Annotated in this window: 14 protein-coding genes; 6 read left to right on the forward strand and 8 right to left on the reverse strand. The window is 67.0% G+C overall.

Features of this window, described 5'->3' with window-relative positions:
• Positions 1-4 precede the first annotated feature (4 nt).
• Complete coding sequence (locus GOQ09_RS22240) at positions 5-754, reverse strand: Crp/Fnr family transcriptional regulator (protein ID WP_157615787.1); 750 nt, start codon at positions 752-754, stop codon at positions 5-7.
• Between the two features lie 29 nt (positions 755-783).
• Here GOQ09_RS22240 and GOQ09_RS22245 point away from each other — a divergent pair, with 29 nt between their 5' ends.
• Both GOQ09_RS22245 and GOQ09_RS22250 read left to right on the forward strand, forming a co-directional pair.
• Entirely contained in the window at positions 784-2,451 is a 1,668-nt protein-coding gene (locus tag GOQ09_RS22245) for an adenylate/guanylate cyclase domain-containing protein (protein WP_157615789.1), read from the forward strand.
• Between the two features lie 119 nt (positions 2,452-2,570).
• A complete protein-coding gene (locus GOQ09_RS22250) occupies positions 2,571-2,927 on the forward strand; it encodes an alpha/beta hydrolase (protein WP_157615791.1) in 357 nt (118 codons plus the stop codon).
• Between the two features lie 9 nt (positions 2,928-2,936).
• On the opposite strand, the gene rtcA is transcribed toward GOQ09_RS22250, so the two are convergent.
• The 6 genes from rtcA to GOQ09_RS22285 form a co-directional block, all read right to left on the reverse strand.
• Positions 2,937-3,974, reverse strand: a complete 1,038-nt coding sequence (gene rtcA, locus GOQ09_RS22255) for an RNA 3'-terminal phosphate cyclase (protein ID WP_157615793.1) — start codon at positions 3,972-3,974, stop codon at positions 2,937-2,939.
• Entirely contained in the window at positions 3,971-4,828 is an 858-nt protein-coding gene (locus GOQ09_RS22260) for a nucleotidyltransferase domain-containing protein (RefSeq protein WP_157615795.1), read from the reverse strand. Before GOQ09_RS22260 ends, rtcA begins: the two co-directional genes overlap by 4 nt.
• A 33-nt stretch (positions 4,829-4,861) precedes the next feature.
• Entirely contained in the window at positions 4,862-5,833 is a 972-nt protein-coding gene (locus GOQ09_RS22265; RefSeq protein WP_157615797.1) for a ribonuclease Z, read from the reverse strand.
• On the reverse strand, positions 5,827-6,483 hold the full coding sequence (locus tag GOQ09_RS22270) for a zinc-ribbon domain-containing protein (protein WP_157615800.1): 657 nt from the start codon (positions 6,481-6,483) through the stop codon (positions 5,827-5,829). The genes GOQ09_RS22265 and GOQ09_RS22270 overlap by 7 nt, the downstream gene beginning before the upstream one ends.
• Before the next feature lie 64 nt (positions 6,484-6,547).
• Positions 6,548-7,771, reverse strand: a complete 1,224-nt coding sequence (locus GOQ09_RS22275; RefSeq protein ID WP_157615802.1) for an RtcB family protein — start codon at positions 7,769-7,771, stop codon at positions 6,548-6,550.
• Positions 7,772-8,258: 487 nt separating this feature from the next.
• Positions 8,259-9,812: a vWA domain-containing protein gene (locus GOQ09_RS22285; protein ID WP_157615806.1), complete on the reverse strand. Its 1,554-nt coding sequence runs from the start codon at positions 9,810-9,812 to the stop codon at positions 8,259-8,261.
• A gap of 216 nt (positions 9,813-10,028) precedes the next feature.
• Between GOQ09_RS22285 and rtcR the strand changes: the two genes are divergently transcribed.
• The 4 genes from rtcR to GOQ09_RS22305 all read left to right on the forward strand — a co-directional run bounded on the left by rtcR (position 10,029) and on the right by GOQ09_RS22305 (position 13,849).
• Complete coding sequence (gene rtcR / locus GOQ09_RS22290) at positions 10,029-11,642, forward strand: RNA repair transcriptional activator RtcR (RefSeq protein ID WP_157615808.1); 1,614 nt, start codon at positions 10,029-10,031, stop codon at positions 11,640-11,642.
• Positions 11,643-11,675: 33 nt separating this feature from the next.
• Entirely contained in the window at positions 11,676-12,518 is an 843-nt protein-coding gene (locus tag GOQ09_RS22295) for an alpha/beta hydrolase (protein WP_242630916.1), read from the forward strand.
• On the forward strand, positions 12,515-13,462 hold the full coding sequence (locus tag GOQ09_RS22300) for an ornithine cyclodeaminase family protein (RefSeq protein WP_157615810.1): 948 nt from the start codon (positions 12,515-12,517) through the stop codon (positions 13,460-13,462). Before GOQ09_RS22295 ends, GOQ09_RS22300 begins: the two co-directional genes overlap by 4 nt.
• Positions 13,463-13,597: 135 nt before the next feature.
• Positions 13,598-13,849, forward strand: a complete 252-nt coding sequence (locus tag GOQ09_RS22305) for a hypothetical protein (protein WP_157615812.1) — start codon at positions 13,598-13,600, stop codon at positions 13,847-13,849.
• A gap of 43 nt (positions 13,850-13,892) precedes the next feature.
• Here GOQ09_RS22305 and GOQ09_RS22310 read toward each other — a convergent pair whose 3' ends face one another.
• Positions 13,893-15,683 carry a cytochrome c biogenesis protein DipZ gene (locus GOQ09_RS22310; protein ID WP_157615814.1) on the reverse strand — a complete coding sequence of 597 codons (1,791 nt, stop codon included), beginning with the start codon at positions 15,681-15,683 and terminating at the stop codon, positions 13,893-13,895.
• Positions 15,684-15,697: the final 14 nt, after the last annotated feature.

Raw genomic sequence — 15,697 nt, forward strand, 5'->3', positions numbered from 1 at the left:
CGGCTCAACCCGCATCGCCGCGCACTTGCGACACCATGCGTTCGAGCCGGGCGGCGTCGGCCACCAGCAGGGCCTTGCCGTCCTTGCGCAGCACGCCGCTGCGCACCAGCACATTGAGTTCGCGGGTCACCTGCTCGCGGTTGGTGCTGATCTGGCTGGCCAGGGCCGCATGCTTGGGCGCCGGGTCAAGCCTCGACTGGTTGCCTTCAACGCCCGCGGTGCGTGCGAGCCGCAGCAGCTCGGCATGCAAGCGGTTCTGCACACCCAGCGTGCTCAGGTCGATCACGCGTTCCGACAGCTGCCGCACCAGTGAAGCGAGCCGCTGCATCACGCGCTCGGCCACCACGGGCTCGTCGCGCAGCAGGGCCATGAAGGAGAGCCGGTCCAGGCTGGCGAGCACGCTGGGTTCGAGCGTGACCACGTCGGCGGAGCGCGGCCCGCCGTCAATCGCGGCAATGTCGCCGAAGTGCTCGCCGGCTTCCGAATCCCTGAAGGTGACCTGCCGGCCGTTGGCCGAATAGGTGGTCACCCGGACCCGGCCCGAAACCAGCAGGAACACGTCGCCTTGCTGCTCGGCGCGCAGCAGCAGCGGCTTGCCGGCCTCCACGCTGTGCCACAGGCACTGCTGCGCAAGCAGGTCCAGCCGCTGGTCGGAAAGGCCCTCGAGCAGCGCGATGCGGCGCAGCGCAAGGCTGGAGCGAAGAGTGGTCGAAGGAGTAGTTGGGGCCATGCCGGGTGAGAGGGGCGCGCGCATTATGCTCGGGTGCCCCTTCGAACCCGTTCATGGACAGACGTTCCCCCCAAGCCCCTTTTTTGCCGAGACTGCCGACCCGGCGCAATCTCCGCTGGGCGAGCGGGCTCGTGCTGATGGCCTATGTGACGGCGCATTTGCTGAACCATTCGCTGGGTATCGTCTCCTTTGCGGCGGCCGAGACGGTGCTGCGCGGCGTGCAGCACTTCTGGCACAGCCTGCCGGGCACGCTGCTGCTGTATGGCGCCGCCACCGTTCACCTGGCGCTTGCCGTGGCCGCGCTGTGGGAGCGCCGCACCCTGCGCATGCCGCCGCTCGAGGGCCTGCGCATATTGCTCGGCTTCGCGCTGCCGCTGCTGCTGATCGCCCATCTGACGGCCATGCGCGGCGCCTACCAGGCCTACGGCATCGAAGGTTCCTATGCGCGCGTGGTCTGGGGGCGGTGGAGCCTGCCGGGCGCCACCGCGCAACTCGCCATGATGTTCGCGGCCTGGACGCACGGCTGCATCGGCATGCACTTTGCGTTGCGGGCACGGCCGGGCTACCGCCGCTTCTCCCATCTGCTGCTTGCCTTCGCGGTCGTGCTGCCCCTTGCCGCGGCGATGGGCTTCGTCTCCATGGGGCGCGAGTTCCAGTGGACCGGCGTGCCGCCCGCAGTGGTGCCCAACGCGGCCCAGGGCCGGACGCTCGACGCCGTGGAAACCGGCATCGAGGTCTTCTACGCACTTGGCCTGGCCGCCTTGCTGGCAGCCTTCGGAACGCGCCACTGGCTGGCACGCCGGCCGCGCGGGCTTTCGGTTTCGCTGCGCTACCCGGGCCGCACCGTGCAGGTGCCGCGCGGCTGGAGCGTGCTGGAGGCGAGCCGCTCGCACGGCATCGCCCATCTTTCGGTGTGCGGGGGACGGGCGCGCTGCTCGACCTGCCGTGTGCGCGTGCTCGGCCCCGCCGAACACATCGGCGAACCCGGCCGCGACGAGCAGCGAACGCTGGAGCGCGTGCGTGCGCCCAATGACGTGCGGCTCGCCTGCCAGCTGCGGCCCCGCGGCGACATCGAGGTCACTCCGCTGTTTGCGCCGCCGCCCAACGGCGGCCGGCCCGCGCCGGTCAGCAGCTTCGGCCGCGAGCACGACGTGGCCGTTCTGTTCGTCGACCTGCGGCGCTGGTCGGGCCTGTCGGAGCGGCAATGGCCGTTCGACCTGGCCTATGTGCTCGACCGCTACTTTGCGACGGTGGGTGCCGCCGTGCGCGAAAGCGGCGGCGTGCCCAACCAGTTCATCGGCGACAGCGTGATGGCGATCTTCGGGCTCGAGACCGACCTGCCCACCGCATGCCGACAGGCACTGCGCGCGACCGAGCTCATCGGCGAGCGCATGGACGCCTGGAGCGAAGGCTTCGAAGCTCAGTTCGGCCAGCGGCTGGACTTTGGCATGGGCCTGCACGCCGGGCGCGCGGCGGTGGGCGAAGTGGGCTACCTCGACACGACCACCTTCACCGCCATCGGCGAAGTGGTCAACACGGCAAGCCGGCTGCAGGACCATTCCAAGGCGGCCGCATCGCGCCTGGTGGTTTCGCTGTTCGCGGCGCAGCAGGCCGGCCTGGCGCATGCCGCAGATCAGGTCGACACGCTGGTGGTGCGCGGGCGCTCCGAGCCGCTTGCGGTGATCTGTTCGCAGCCCGTCCCCGCGGCAACGCCCCTGTAGCAGTTGCCAAAAGCGGTGCGCAAACGCACAGCGCAGGCCGCGGCGCGGTTTCACACTGCATCTGTGGCAACGACGAATGTCCGCCGCCCACACCACTTTCAGTCTAGGGGACTCTCATCATGAACACGAAGCAACTCATCGCCGTTTCCGCCGCCGCATTCGCCATGCTGGGCGCCGCCGGCGCACATGCCGAAACCTACGAAGGCGTGCAGGCCCTCACGTCGTACGCCAACCGTGCGGACGTGCAGGCAGAAGCCGTGGCCGCTGCGCGCGGCGGCAACACGTATTCGGACAGCGCCGCCGAAGGCGTGGTGGCCGTCGAATCCACGCTCGACCGCAACACGGTGCGCGCGCAGGCCGTGGCCGCCGCGCACGATCCGCTGCAAAGCCTGGACCGCCGCGCCTTCTACCGCGACCAGGTGCCTTCGGCTTACAGCAAGCCGGCCGTTTCGTTCACGCAGCAAGCCGGCCTGTAAGGCGGCCGCTCAGGCCCGCGCCACCTTCACGGTGGCCGCGTCCGCAGCTTCTTCGATGGCATAGCGCACCGGCAAAAAGCGCTCGATCACGGCGCAGTTGGTTCGCGTGTGCTCCGTCACCTCGCTGCAGGTGAAGGCGGCAGCGCCGCCGCTTTGCCATGCGGCCAGGCCCAGCAGCAGCGCCAGCTGGTCGGCCAGATGCGGCCCCACGGCCGCCTGGCTCTTCTGGAAGTCGCGCAGCTCCCTCACCAGCGCATGCGCCACTTGCTCTGCGCTCAGCGTCTTTTCGCCGAAGGCCGTAAAAACCTCGGTCACGTGCTCGTAGGCCAGCGTGGCGAGCAGCGCGTTGCCCGGCCCTTCGTTCTGCCGCGCCGTGCCAACGCGCAGTTGCTCGCCCGACCAGCCCATGGCCTTGCCCAGTGTTTCCAGCTCGCGCGCGGCAATGTGCCGTGCGAGCCCCGGCGCCAGGCACTCGGCATGGCCCGACAGCAGTGCGCCGCGCTCGACCAGGTCGAAGGGCTTCAGCCTGTCGACCGACGGAACGATGGTCGCCTCTACCTCGCCACCGCCGGCGGGATAAAAGCCGCAGCGGCGCAGCACCAGTTGCAGGTCCGCGCCCAGGCGGCGCACCAGCGGCGCAAAGGCGCGCTCCAGAAAGTGGAACGGCGGCGCCATCGGGTTGTGCGTGCCGCCGCGCAGTTGCACGCGGCTTGGCGCGCCGGCCAGCAGCAGCGGCGGCAGCACCGTTTGCAGCACCAGCATGCAGCTGCCCGCGCTCGCGATCGTGAAGCTGTATTCGCCCGCACGCACCGGGCCGGGCACGAAGCGCAGCGAGTGCGATCCGAGCTCGGCCCCTTCGACCTGCGCGCCGCTGATTTCGGCCGCCGCGATGACGCAGGCGAGATGCTGGCGCATCAGGCCCGGCTTGGCGCGGCCCGCGCGAATCTTCTCGATGGCGACGGGCTGGCCCGTTGCCACCGACAGCGCGAGGCTGGTGCGCAGGATCTGGCCGCCGCCCTCGCCTTGCGAGCCGTCGAGTTCGATCATGCACAGCCTCCTTTCTTTGCATCGGACGCGGCCGCGTCGAAGCGCAGCACCGTCTCGCAGAGAAACGCATCGAGCCCTGCACCCTCGGCCTGCGGCAGCGGCGCGACGGGTTCGGCCGCGTTGGCCGCCAGCTCGCTTTCGATGAACGCGTGAATGCCGGGCCAGCGCGGGCTGGTCGCAGCTTCTCCGGCGCGCATCTTCACTTCGAGCAGCGCGTTGATTTCCTCGATCAGCGCGGCATCGCGCACGGCGTCGAGCGTCTTCTGCGCCAGGTCGGCAAAGCGCATCGGCGGCACGCCGGGCTGCGTGCGGATCCATCGCGCGGCCAGCAGCGGGCGCAGCACATAGAGGTATTTCTTGTAGCGCACCTCGTCCGCCTGCAGGTGCTCGCGAAAATTCTTCTTTGCCATCGACGCGTAGTGATGCCAGCCGCGCGCGTTGGAAAACACCGCCTCCGAGAGCGCACGAAACCGTGGCATGGCCGCGTCGTCCTCGCGGTACACCACCGGCGAGCGCAGCCATTCGAGCAGCGTGGGGTTCGACTCGCGCATGAGGCCCAGCGCCTTGCGCAGGTCCCAGCCGTTCACGTCGAGGTCGCCGCTGATCGGCAGTTCGATCACGTCGCGGCGCGGCGTGACCGTGAGGTACCACGGCAGGCGGTTCACGTAGATGAAGCGCACGTCGTAGTCGCTGTCGGGCGAGGCAAAACCCCAGCCGCGGCTACCGGATTCGCAGGCGAACAGCACCGTCACGTCATGGCGCGTTTCGATGTCGCGCAGCGCGTCCATGATCTGCGCGCGCATGGCGGGATCGATGGGGTGCGCCGAGCGCAGGAATTCTTCTTGGTTGCTCATGGATAAAAATCTTCTTCTTGCCGCCGGATGTTCTCATTCATCCGATCGGGCTCGGGTGACAGCCACCTTGCCGGCGCTGTCGAGTTCAAAAACGTCCAGGTCGTTGGCCAGGAACGCGGTGCCGGTGTAGTAGGCCTGGGTTTCCGCCATCAGCGCCGCCATCCCCTCTTCGTTCTGGTGGCGCGGGCTCAGGTGCGTCAGCACCAGGTTGGGCACTTTGGCAGACTGCGCAAACTCGGCCAGCAGGCGCGCGGAGCTGTGCATGGGCCCTGGGCCGACCTTGTCCAGCGCCTCCTGCGTGTAGGTGGCCTCGTGCACCAGCAGTTGAGCGCCTTCGCAGGCCGCATGCAGCAGCGCAGGCTCCGCGTTGTCACCGCCAAGCACAGCGCTTGCCGTGTCGACCTGCGTCTCCGCAAAGTCGGCACTGCGCAGCACCGCGCCGTTGAAAGGCACGTCTTCGCCGTTCTGCAGCGCGCGCCATGCGGGGCCGGGCGGCAGGCCGGCGGCACGAAGCGCGTCGGCCTTCAGCCGCACGCGCCAGGTTTCGACCTGCACGCGATAGGCGTGGCTGGGCACCCGGTGCCGCAGCACATGGCGGTCGATGCGTAGGCCCGGGGCTTCGTACACCAGCGCGTCGGCTTCCAGATCGACATGCTCCACCTCGTAGGGCAGATGCAGGTCCGTCAACCGGCGCGTGGCGTCGAACCATTGCCACACCGGCAGCGGCGCGATCAGCTTCAGCGGCCTGGTGCGCTTGCCCATGCCCGCGCTCGCGAGCAGGCCCGGCAGACCGTAGCAATGGTCGCCATGCACGTGCGTGATGCAGACCGCCGCCATCTCGTGCAAAGACAGCCGGGTCTGCTGCAGCCGATGCTGCGTGCCCTCGCCGCAATCGACAAGGAACCAGTCGGTGCCGAGCACGGTTTGCACCGCGAGGCCGGAGACGTTGCGCTGGCGCGTGGGAACTCCTGAGGATGTGCCCAGGAAGGTGAGCTTCATCAGCATTTCCAACTCCCCTCTTCGGCCCTGCGCGCCAGTGCTTTCGTCGCGGCGTCTGCTGCCTCGCGTTCCCACGTCCCGTAGCTGCTCGTGCGGTTCGCTGCGAATGCCTGCAGCCGCTCGATCTGCTCGGCCCCACCCCACTGACCCATGACTTCGATGGCGACCACGCGCAGACTGCGCCACTTGCTTTGCAGGGCAGCTTCCACTTGCGCGAGCGCGTTGGCGGTGAGCTTTTGCATGGCGAGCGCACGCAACCGGGCCACCTCGTCGCCCAGCAGGTTGGCGCCTTCGTTCCGAAGCGCTGCATCGCGCAAGGCCCGGCGGGCCTGCCGGCATGCATGGCATCGCACTGCGTGGCTGTACACCGAGCCTTGCGCGACTTCGTGCCACCACTTCTGCTGCTTCGCCGTCCATACCTCCTGGGCGCCGCAATCTCGGCAGGTGTAGGCCTGATCAAGATAGAAATCCGGCACCTCGCCGAACGTGGTGTTGTAGTGCGCAAGCCGCGACTTGTCGGCCATGACCATGCCGGGCACGAGTCCGCCCGCCGAGAGCTGACGGGCGTCTTGCGTGCGCAGCTGCGCCTTCAACGCTGCGGCGCGTTGGAGTCGATGCGCCTTGATTTCGGCGCGGCGTTGCTTGTTGCTTTTCATTGTTTACTTACCCGATTGCCGTTGCACACGCCCGCACCCTCCGTCCTGAGACCAGCGCGGGTTACTAACCCTTCACGCAAACCACCTGCTTGAGCGTGTAGACCACCTCCACCAGGTCCTTCTGCGCTTCCATCACCGCGTCGATGTCCTTGTAGGCCATCGGAATCTCGTCGATCACGTCGGCGTCCTTGCGGCATTCAACGCCCTCGGTCGCGGCAATCTGGTCGGCGATGGTGAAGAGCTTCTTCGCCTTGGTGCGGCTCATCTTTCGGCCGGCGCCGTGGCTGCAGCTCATGAAGCTCTCGGGGTTGCCCTTGCCGCGCACGATGTAGCTCTTGGCACCCATGCTGCCGGGAATGATCCCGAGTTCGCCCGCCTTGGCGCTTACCGCACCCTTGCGCGTAACGAGCACGTCTTCGCCAAAGTGCGTTTCGCGGCTCACGTAGTTGTGGTGGCAGTTCACCGCTTCCACATGCGCCTCGAACGGCTTGGTGATGACCTTGCGCGCGGCCGCGACCACGCGCTGCATCATCACTTCGCGGTTGGCACGCGCGAACTTCTGGGCCCAGCCCACCGCGCGCACGTAGTCGCCGAAGTACTTGGCGCCTTCTTCGAAGTACGCCAGGTCCTGATCGGGCAGGTTGCGTTGGTGCAGTTCGGCGTCCTTCTTCGCGAGTTCGATGAAGTGCGTGCCGATGGCATTGCCCACGCCGCGCGAACCCGAGTGCAGCATGAACCACACGGCACCCGCCTCGTCGAGGCACACCTCGATGAAGTGGTTGCCGGTACCCAGCGTGCCCAGGTGCTTGTGGTTGTTGGTATTCTTCAGGCGCGGGTAGTCCTCGCAGATCAGGTCGAACTCATCCACCAGCTTGGCCCAGGCCGCATCGGTTTCATCGGGCGGCGTTTCCCACGAGCCCTTGTCGCGGCCCATGCGCTTGGGATTCGATCCGTGCGGCACGGCCTTCTCGATGGCCGAACGCAGCGGGCCCAGGTTGTCGGGCAGGTCGCGCGCGTTGAGCGTGGTCTTGCAGGCCATCATTCCGCAGCCGATGTCCACGCCGACGGCGGCGGGAATGATGGCCTTGAAAGTCGGGATCACCGAGCCCACGGTCGCGCCGATGCCGTAGTGCACGTCGGGCATGGCCGCGATGTGCTTGAACACGATGGGCAGGCGCGCCGCGTTCTCGAGCTGCTTCTGCGCCTCGTCTTCCACAGGCACGCCGTTCGTCCACATTTTTACGGGGACGCCGTTGGCTACTTCATGCAGTTTGTAGTTCTGTTCCATTTTCTTTTCTCTCTATCTATTCTTCACGACCGTCTGATTCGGGCGCCGGATCCGAAATCCGCGCTTGCGGAATAAAAAGGTGACGAGGAGCGACGGGTTGTTAACTGAGCTATCTGCCGAAACAGACCGGGGGTTGAACCCGGGACCTTCATGGCCAAGACCATGACGCTCTATCCTGTAAACCCGCCTGCATTCACCTCAAAACAAAAAAGCAGCGACAAAAATCGGCGAAACATTCGTGCTCTACCACTGAGCTACGGCCTTGCGACCGGCGGGATTCGAACCCGCGACCACGAGATTAAGAGTCTGTAGTTCCGCCAGCATTCGCTGCAAAAAACCTCATCCCCGTTCGGCGACCAACAATCGATGCGAGGAAGAACATGGTTGGATGTACTCGCATCTGCATTCGCCGAACGACGACGTTCAATTCATTTCGAGCCGGGCACCACGGGCCGAAGCCCGCGGCGCCCTTTTCTCTTTTCTTCTCTCAGATCGAAGTCTCTTCGATCACACCCACCCAGTGTTCGGCGCCCAGGCCGCCCGCGGCATACACCGCCAGCAGCTTGAACACTTCGTCGCTGAAGCCGCCGATGTTCAGCACATCGCCACGCTCCTGCGCCTGGGTGGTCGCATAGGGCTGGATGTCGATGCACACCAGCCGCGCCTTGGGGTTGCGCTGCTTGAACGCCTCCCACTCCTGCATGGTGGCCGTACCTCGGCCACGTGCAGCATCGGCCCACGATTCGTTGTCCGACACCAGCACCACCAGATCGGCTTGCGCCTTCTCCTTGTTCAGCAGCGCCAGCGGCGCGCTGCACGAGGTACCGCCGCCGCCCACCGCCGCCAGCTTGGCTGCGTTGGTCATCACCGAATCGCGCGGATTCAGCTTCAGCGGCACCACCTTGGTCTCGAAGGGCAGCACACGCGCATCCGCATTGCGGCGCAGCACGGCGGCAGCAACCAGCGCGGCTACGTCGATGCAGCGCACCGCCGAGGTGGCCGAGCCGCGGTGGCCCGTCACCGGCGAGCTCATGGAGCCCGACACGTCGGGGCACACCACCACGCGGCCCTCGAACACCGGCACATTGGCCAGCGCGAGTTCCATCGCGTCCTGCAGCGCCTCTTTCACCGCGTGAGGCACCTCGGCGCCGGTTGCGGTGTAGGCCGCCATCAGCTGGTACGGCAGCACGCGCGCCTTGGCCACGGCCTGCGGGTCGCGCAGCTTGGCAGCCACCGCTTCCGCGAGGCCGGGCAACTCGAACACGCCGTGGCGCGCAAAGGTGTTCAGGTTCTGACGCACCATCTGCCACGATCCACGCTGCGCGATCTGCGCCCAGGCCTGCGCGTCCAGCTCCAGCGCGGTCAGCATCTGGAACGGCACGTCGGGCACCGCTTGCGCACGGTCGCGCTTGAAGCGTTCGAAAGCCTGCGTCACCGGAGGCAGAGCCTCCAGCGCACACGGACGATCGATGAGCCATGCGAACCATGCGGCGCGCCAGGCTTCGGCGGGCTTCGGGTGAACCATCTTCACCACGTCGGCCAGCGAGGGCGTGTTGCCCACGGCAGCGTTGAGCAGCTGCGCCTCGGTTGCTTCGAGCAGCCATTGCTGCACGAGCTTCTTCGGACGCGTGCCGAGCGACTTGCGGCCCACCGCGCCGGAACGCAGCATCTGCACGAAGTTGCGCAGCATCTTGCCGTTGTCGACCACGCGGCCGAACACCTTGGCAAGCAGTGCCACGTCGCGCACCGCCAGCGTGGCGGCCAGCAGCGCAGGCATGTCCTTCATGTGGCCGGCGCGGCGTGCGTACACGGCCGTCTTGGCGACGAACACCGGATCGACTTCGCGGGCCAGTGCCAGCACGGTGTCGAGCCGGTCCTGCGCTTGCGCATAGAAGGTGCTGTTCAGGCAGCCGGTGGCCGCGAGCTGCGCCAGCTGGTGCTTTGGCGACAGCGCGTAGGCCGCGCCGCCCGCTTCGTTGAGCGTGCTGGCCGAAGGCAGCAGCGCGCCGCGCAGGGTCTGGAAGAGTTGAAGGTTGGCCATGTGACTTCTCCTTGTGGCGTTCTTTTTGTTCGTTCGTTTTCTTGGATGTGTGATCCTTATTGCAACGGGTGTGCCAGCCAGCAGCTCCGTAGCGCCAGCTGAAGTTAAGTTGTTGATCTGAAAAAGATTTTTCTGATTTTCAGCTGATCACACCAAGTTCAGCAGGCTCAAATAGACGGCAGTTCTTATAATTTTGGATAGTTATTTATCCAATCAATGAAGAAATCAACCGTCGTCATCGGCTTTCTCGGCACGCAGCTAGACGCCGGCCAGGGCACCGGCCGCTGGGAGAAGTGGCGCCCCACCGTCTCACTCGCGCAGCACGAGGACATGGTCATCTCGCGCATGGAGCTGCTCTACACGCTCAAGCACAAGGCGCTGGCCGAGGTGGTCAAGACCGACATTGCCACCGTGTCGCCGGAGACCATGGTCAACCTCGTTCCGCTCGACCTTGCGGACCCGTGGGATTTCGGCGAGGTGTACGCGCGCCTCTACGACTGGGCACGCACCTACACCTTCGACACCGAGCGCGAGCAGTACTGGACGCACATCACCACCGGCACGCACGTGGCGCAGATCTGCATGTTCCTGCTGGCCGAATCGCGGGTGATCCCGGGCGTGCTGGCGCAGACCTCACCGCCCAAGCGGCAGCGCGCGGGCAACCCGGGCGACGTTGCGCTGATCGACCTCGACCTGTCGCGCTACGACGCGATTGCGCGGCGCTTCGATGCCGAGCAGCGCGATGCGGTGGCATTTTTGAAGAGCGGCATCGCCACGCGCAATGCGCGCTTCAATGCACTCATCGACGAGATCGAACGCGTGGCGGTGCGATCGCGCGCGCCGATCTTGCTGGTGGGGCCGACCGGTGCGGGCAAGTCCTTCCTGGCGCGGCGCATGTTCGAACTGAAGCAGGCGCGGCATCAGATGACGGGGCCGTTCGTGGAGGTGAACTGCGCCACGCTGCGGGGCGACGGCGCCGCATCCACACTGTTCGGCCACAAGAAAGGCGCATTCACCGGCGCAGCGGGCGAGCGCGCGGGCCTGCTGCGCACGGCGCACCAGGGCGCGCTTTTTCTCGACGAGATCGGCGAGCTCGGCCTCGACGAACAGGCGATGCTGCTCAAGGCGATCGAAGAGAAGCGCTTCTTCCCTGTGGGCGCCGACAAGGAGGTGGAAAGCGACTTCCAGCTCATTGCCGGCACCAACCGCGACCTGCGCAGCGACGTGGCCGGCGGGCGCTTTCGCGAAGACCTGTTCGCGCGCATCAATCTCTGGACCTACGACCTGCCGGGCCTTGCAAAGCGGCCGGAAGACATAGAGCCCAACATCGATCACCTGCTGGCCATCCACGCGGCCGAGAACAATCGCGTGGTGCGCTTCAACGCCGAGGCCCGCGCCGCCTACCTGCGGTTTGCGCAAAGCGCCGAGGCGCTGTGGTGCGGCAACTTCCGCGACCTCTCGGCCAGCGTGACGCGGCTGGCCACGCTGGCGGACGGCGGGCGCATTCCTGTCGCGCTGGTCGAAGCCGAGATTGCGCGGCTTCGCTGGCTGTGGAACCGCGAGAGCCCGAAAACCGCCGGCGGCGGCGCAGAGGACGTGGACCTCGACGCACTGTTGGGCGATGAGCGCACGGCCGCGCTCGACCTGTTCGACCGGCTGCAGCTGGAGGCGGTGGTGCGCGTGTGCCGTGATTCGCGCAGCCTGTCGGACGCGGGGCGGCAGCTGTTCCAGGCGTCGCGCGCGCAGCGCAGCGTGGTGAACGATGCCGACCGGCTCCGGAAGTACCTTGCAAAGCATAGGCTCGAATGGAGCCGAATTGCCGCGGGCTGAGCTATCCTCCGCCGGAATGGCGACACCCCGCGCATGACACCCATGAACTGGAAGCTGGCCTTGTTCGCGCTGCCCGTGTTCCTCACCGGCTGTGTTCAGTCGATGTTCTATTACCCCGACCGGGTGCGCTACGAAACGCCCGATGCGCTCGGGCTGCGCTACGAGGCGGTGCAATTTGCCAGCGCCGACGGCACGCGCCTGAGCGGCTGGTTCATTCCCGCCGCAAGCCGCCAGAACCCGAAGGATGCCAAGGGCACGGTGGTGCATTTCCACGGCAACGCGCAGAACATGTCCGCCCACTGGCGCTTCGTTGCCTGGCTGCCGAAGCAGGACTTCAACGTGTTCGTGTTCGACTACCGCGGCTACGGCGAGTCCGAAGGCAAGCCGGAACCCAAGGGCGTGTTCGAGGATTCCAATGCCGCGCTGGACCATGTGCGCGCTCGCGCCGACGTCGACCCCGGGCGCCTCCTCGTCTTCGGCCAGAGCCTGGGCGGCACCAATGCCGTGGCTGCGGTGGGTTCGGGCAACCGGGCCGGCGTGAAGGCGGCGGCCATCGAAGCGACCTTTTATTCGTACTCATCGATTGCCAGCGAGAAGCTCCCGGGCGCCGGCCTGCTGGTGAGCGACGAATACGCCGCATCGAAATACATCGCGGGGGTTTCGCCGATTCCGTTGCTGCTCATCCATGGCACGGCCGACGCGGTGATTCCGCATTCGCATTCGCGCCGACTGCTCGAGGCCGCGCGCGAGCCCAAGCGGCTGATTGAAGTGGCCGGTGCCGCTCATCTGGAGCCCATGACCCACCGCTTCGGCACCACTTACCAGCGCGCACTGGTCGAATTCTTCGACGCCGCGCTGCAACCACGGCAACCATGAAGCACTTCGACGAAACCGCCACCCGCGAGCCGCTGGCTTTCGCACGGCTCGTACCTGCGCTGCGCGCCGCATTCGCGGCCGAGGCGCAAGTGCCGCCGCGCCATGTGCACAGCATCGAGACCGCCGGCGGCGACAAGGGCACCGTGCTCATCATGCCGGCATGGAGCGATGCGGGGTTCCTCGGCATCAAGACCATCAATGTCTTTCCGGGCAACGGGGCGCGCGGCCTGCCCGGCCTGCACGCCACCTATGTGCTGTACGACGCGCACACGGGCGTGCCGCTGGCGATGATGGACGGCAACGAGCTCACCGCGCGGCGCACGGCGGCCGCATCGGCACTGGGCGCAGAGTTTCTGGCGCGGGCAGATTCACGCCGGCTGCTGGTGGTGGGCACTGGCCGCATCGCCAGGCTGCTGCCTGCCGCGCACGCGAGCGTGCGGCCCATCGACGAAGTGCAGGTGTGGAACCACCGGCCCGAAGGCGCCGAGGCCCTTGCCGCGCAGTGGCGCGCCGAAGGCTTCAACGCCCGGGCCGCTACCGATCTCGAAGCAGCCGTGCGCCACGCCGACATCGTGAGTTGCGCCACCCTCGCGACCGAGCCACTGGTGCGCGGCGAATGGATGAGTCGGGGCTCGCACCTCGACCTGATCGGCAGCTTTACGCCTGCCATGCGCGAGGCCGATGCCCGCTGCTTCGCGGGCGCCCGCACCTTCATCGACACCAGCGAGGCCCTGCAGAAAGCGGGCGAGCTGCTCGACGCAATGGCGGCCGGCACGCTGCGCGCCGATGAGGTGCAAGGCACGCTTGCCGCACTCTGCCGGGGCGAGCGTGCGGGCCGCACGGACAGCGGCGAGCGCACCGTTTTCAAGGCGGTGGGCAGCGCGCTCGAAGACCTGACGGCCGCCACCCTGGTGTGGCGGCATGCCGAATCGGCGCAAGCCTAAGGCTAAAGGCCTAGAAAACCGCGGCTGTTTGCATGGACGGATAGCCATTTACTGACACACACATACGTCAAGCGGCTGATGGCACGCGTCTTGCGCCAAGGCTAATCTGATGCCCATATTCCAGAGGCCAGCCGCATGCTCACCATTTTTCAGAAAGCCACCATCCTCAGCAAAGCCGGTTTCCAGGTTCCCGCCTGTCCGGCCGAAGACCCGTCGGCATCCTCCACCAGCGTGGTCTCGCAAAAGATGCACGAATGGGGCAAGGCCATCGAGACGATGTACGTGGCCTACGTGGCCGCCCGTGCGGCCAAGAGCCTGCGGGACGCCGAAGAGTCGCGCCAGACCGACATGCTTCGGCGGCTTTCGTTGACCGCCTGGGCTGCGTAGCGTTTCTTCGCTTATTCGCTCCCCGCCCGGGCCGCGTCAGCGCTCAGCCGAAGGTGAACGCGTAGGCCTGCGCGCCCGCGTCGAGAAACTCGATCTCGAACAGCCTGTCTTTCCCATCAGTCCCATTGGTGGCCTGGCGCACCAGTTGATAAAGCTTCTGCGCATCGATCACGCCGAAACCTTGCGCGTCGGTGTCGGCGCCATGATCCGCCAGCGGCGGCTTGCCATCCACCAGCACCCTGAATCGCACCGGCTTGCCGTTGGCTGTGGGACCGAGCACCAGGTGCAGGTCGCGCGCCTGAAAGCGATAGGCGATGCGGCCGTTGGCACTGTTGAGCACGGCACGCTCCGCCTCCACGGTCCAGTCGCCGGACAGCGCCCATTGGTTGGTGCGCAGCGAAGAAGCCGCCTGGTAGACCTTTGCACGATCTCGCACGACGCCGCCCGGCGAGGCAAAACCGTGCGCGCGCTCGTGGCCCAGGTAGGTTTCGCCGGACAAGGCGGTCTCGAGGCCGGGCTGCGCCTGGGTACCCTGCCCTGAGGGCGAGACCAGCCCGGCGGGAACGCGGGCCTGCCCCGCCTCGGCCAGCAGTTGCTGGATGACCTGTTCGGCCTTGTCGTACCGGCCCTCGCCGAACTGGTGGTGGCGGATGCGCCCCTCCGCATCGATGAAGTAAAACGCCGGCCAGGCCCGGTTACCGAAGGCGCGCCAGATCGCGTAGTCGTTGTCGGTGGCCACGGGGAAGCCGATGCCCAGGTCCTTGGTCGCCCGGCGCACATTGGCCGAGCGTTTCTCGAAAGCGAACTCCGGCGTATGAACGCCCAGCACCACGAGGCCCGCGTCCCTGTACTTCTCGGCCCATGCATTCAGGTAGGGCAGCGTGCGCAGGCAGTTGATGCACGAATAGGTCCAGAAGTCGACCAGCACCACCTTGCCGCGCAGCGCCTCGGGCGTGAGCGGCGGGGAGTTGATCCATTCGGTGGCGCCAGCCAGCGAAGGAAAGCTGCCTTCCACTTGCAGGCCGCGCGCAGGCACCGCGGCCGGGCGGTTGTCCGCCACCCGCACGAAGCCCGGGTCTTCCTGCAAGGCAACCGGCTCCCCATGCGGCTTGCCAGGCTTGATCTTGTCTACCAGCGCCTGCTCCAGCGCCGACGTGGTACCGACCGACAGGCGCGCGAGCAGGCCGGTGTCCAGCCCCAATGCGATTGCGCCCACGCCCACCAGCACGGCCGCACCGGCGGCACGCCGCACCCATTCGCCGGTATGCAGCGACCGCTTCATGACCGAGAACACGCGCCCGCCGAACAGCAGCGCGGCCGCCAGCGACGTGCACGCACCCGCGGCATAGGCCAGCAGCAACAGCGAGGTACCCACGCTCGCGCCATTGAGCGCCGCGCCGGTCAGGATGAGGCCGAGGATCGGACCCGCGCACGGCGCCCAGAGCAGGCCGGTGCCCACGCCCAGCATGAGCGGCGAGAACACCGAGCTTGGCACGGCATTGCCTTGCGGCTCGGACATGCGAACGCCCAGCGCCACCAGTGGCCGGCTCATGCGGTCTGCAATGCGCGGAAACAGCAGCGTGGCGCCGAAAAGCGCGAGCATCGCAATGGCGGCATAGCGCCCATATTCGTTGAGCGTGACGATCCAGCCGCCGCCCACCGCTGCCAGCGTGGCAACGGCGGCAAAGGCCAGCGCCATGCCCAGCAGCATCGGCAGGCCGTGCGAGCGAAACGGACGGTCGGCGCGTGCGAACACGAAAGGCAGCACCGGCAGGATGCAGGGGCTCAGGATGGTGAGCACCCCGCCCAGGTAGGCGATGAGGAGGATGAGCATGATCGGGGTCGTCC

It is taken from the genome of Variovorax paradoxus, from assembly GCF_009755665.1.
GTDB lineage: Bacteria > Pseudomonadota > Gammaproteobacteria > Burkholderiales > Burkholderiaceae_C > Variovorax > Variovorax paradoxus_G.

Excerpts from the sequence above, each read along its gene's own strand:
- rtcA (WP_157615793.1), bottom strand. The coding sequence starts at position 3,974 with ATGATCGAACTCGACGGCTCGCAAGGCGAGGGCGGCGGCCAGATCCTG.
- GOQ09_RS22285 (WP_157615806.1), bottom strand. The coding sequence starts at position 9,812 with ATGGCCAACCTTCAACTCTTCCAGACCCTGCGCGGCGCGCTGCTGCCT.
- GOQ09_RS22245 (WP_157615789.1), top strand. The coding sequence starts at position 784 with ATGGACAGACGTTCCCCCCAAGCCCCTTTTTTGCCGAGACTGCCGACC.
- GOQ09_RS22305 (WP_157615812.1), top strand. The coding sequence starts at position 13,598 with ATGCTCACCATTTTTCAGAAAGCCACCATCCTCAGCAAAGCCGGTTTC.
- GOQ09_RS22295 (WP_242630916.1), top strand. The coding sequence starts at position 11,676 with ATGACACCCATGAACTGGAAGCTGGCCTTGTTCGCGCTGCCCGTGTTC.
- GOQ09_RS22310 (WP_157615814.1), bottom strand. The coding sequence starts at position 15,683 with ATGCTCATCCTCCTCATCGCCTACCTGGGCGGGGTGCTCACCATCCTG.
- GOQ09_RS22275 (WP_157615802.1), bottom strand. The coding sequence starts at position 7,771 with ATGGAACAGAACTACAAACTGCATGAAGTAGCCAACGGCGTCCCCGTA.
- GOQ09_RS22300 (WP_157615810.1), top strand. The coding sequence starts at position 12,515 with ATGAAGCACTTCGACGAAACCGCCACCCGCGAGCCGCTGGCTTTCGCA.
- GOQ09_RS22240 (WP_157615787.1), bottom strand. The coding sequence starts at position 754 with ATGCGCGCGCCCCTCTCACCCGGCATGGCCCCAACTACTCCTTCGACC.
- GOQ09_RS22260 (WP_157615795.1), bottom strand. The coding sequence starts at position 4,828 with ATGAGCAACCAAGAAGAATTCCTGCGCTCGGCGCACCCCATCGATCCC.
- rtcR (WP_157615808.1), top strand. The coding sequence starts at position 10,029 with ATGAAGAAATCAACCGTCGTCATCGGCTTTCTCGGCACGCAGCTAGAC.
- GOQ09_RS22265 (WP_157615797.1), bottom strand. The coding sequence starts at position 5,833 with ATGCTGATGAAGCTCACCTTCCTGGGCACATCCTCAGGAGTTCCCACG.
- GOQ09_RS22270 (WP_157615800.1), bottom strand. The coding sequence starts at position 6,483 with ATGAAAAGCAACAAGCAACGCCGCGCCGAAATCAAGGCGCATCGACTC.
- GOQ09_RS22250 (WP_157615791.1), top strand. The coding sequence starts at position 2,571 with ATGAACACGAAGCAACTCATCGCCGTTTCCGCCGCCGCATTCGCCATG.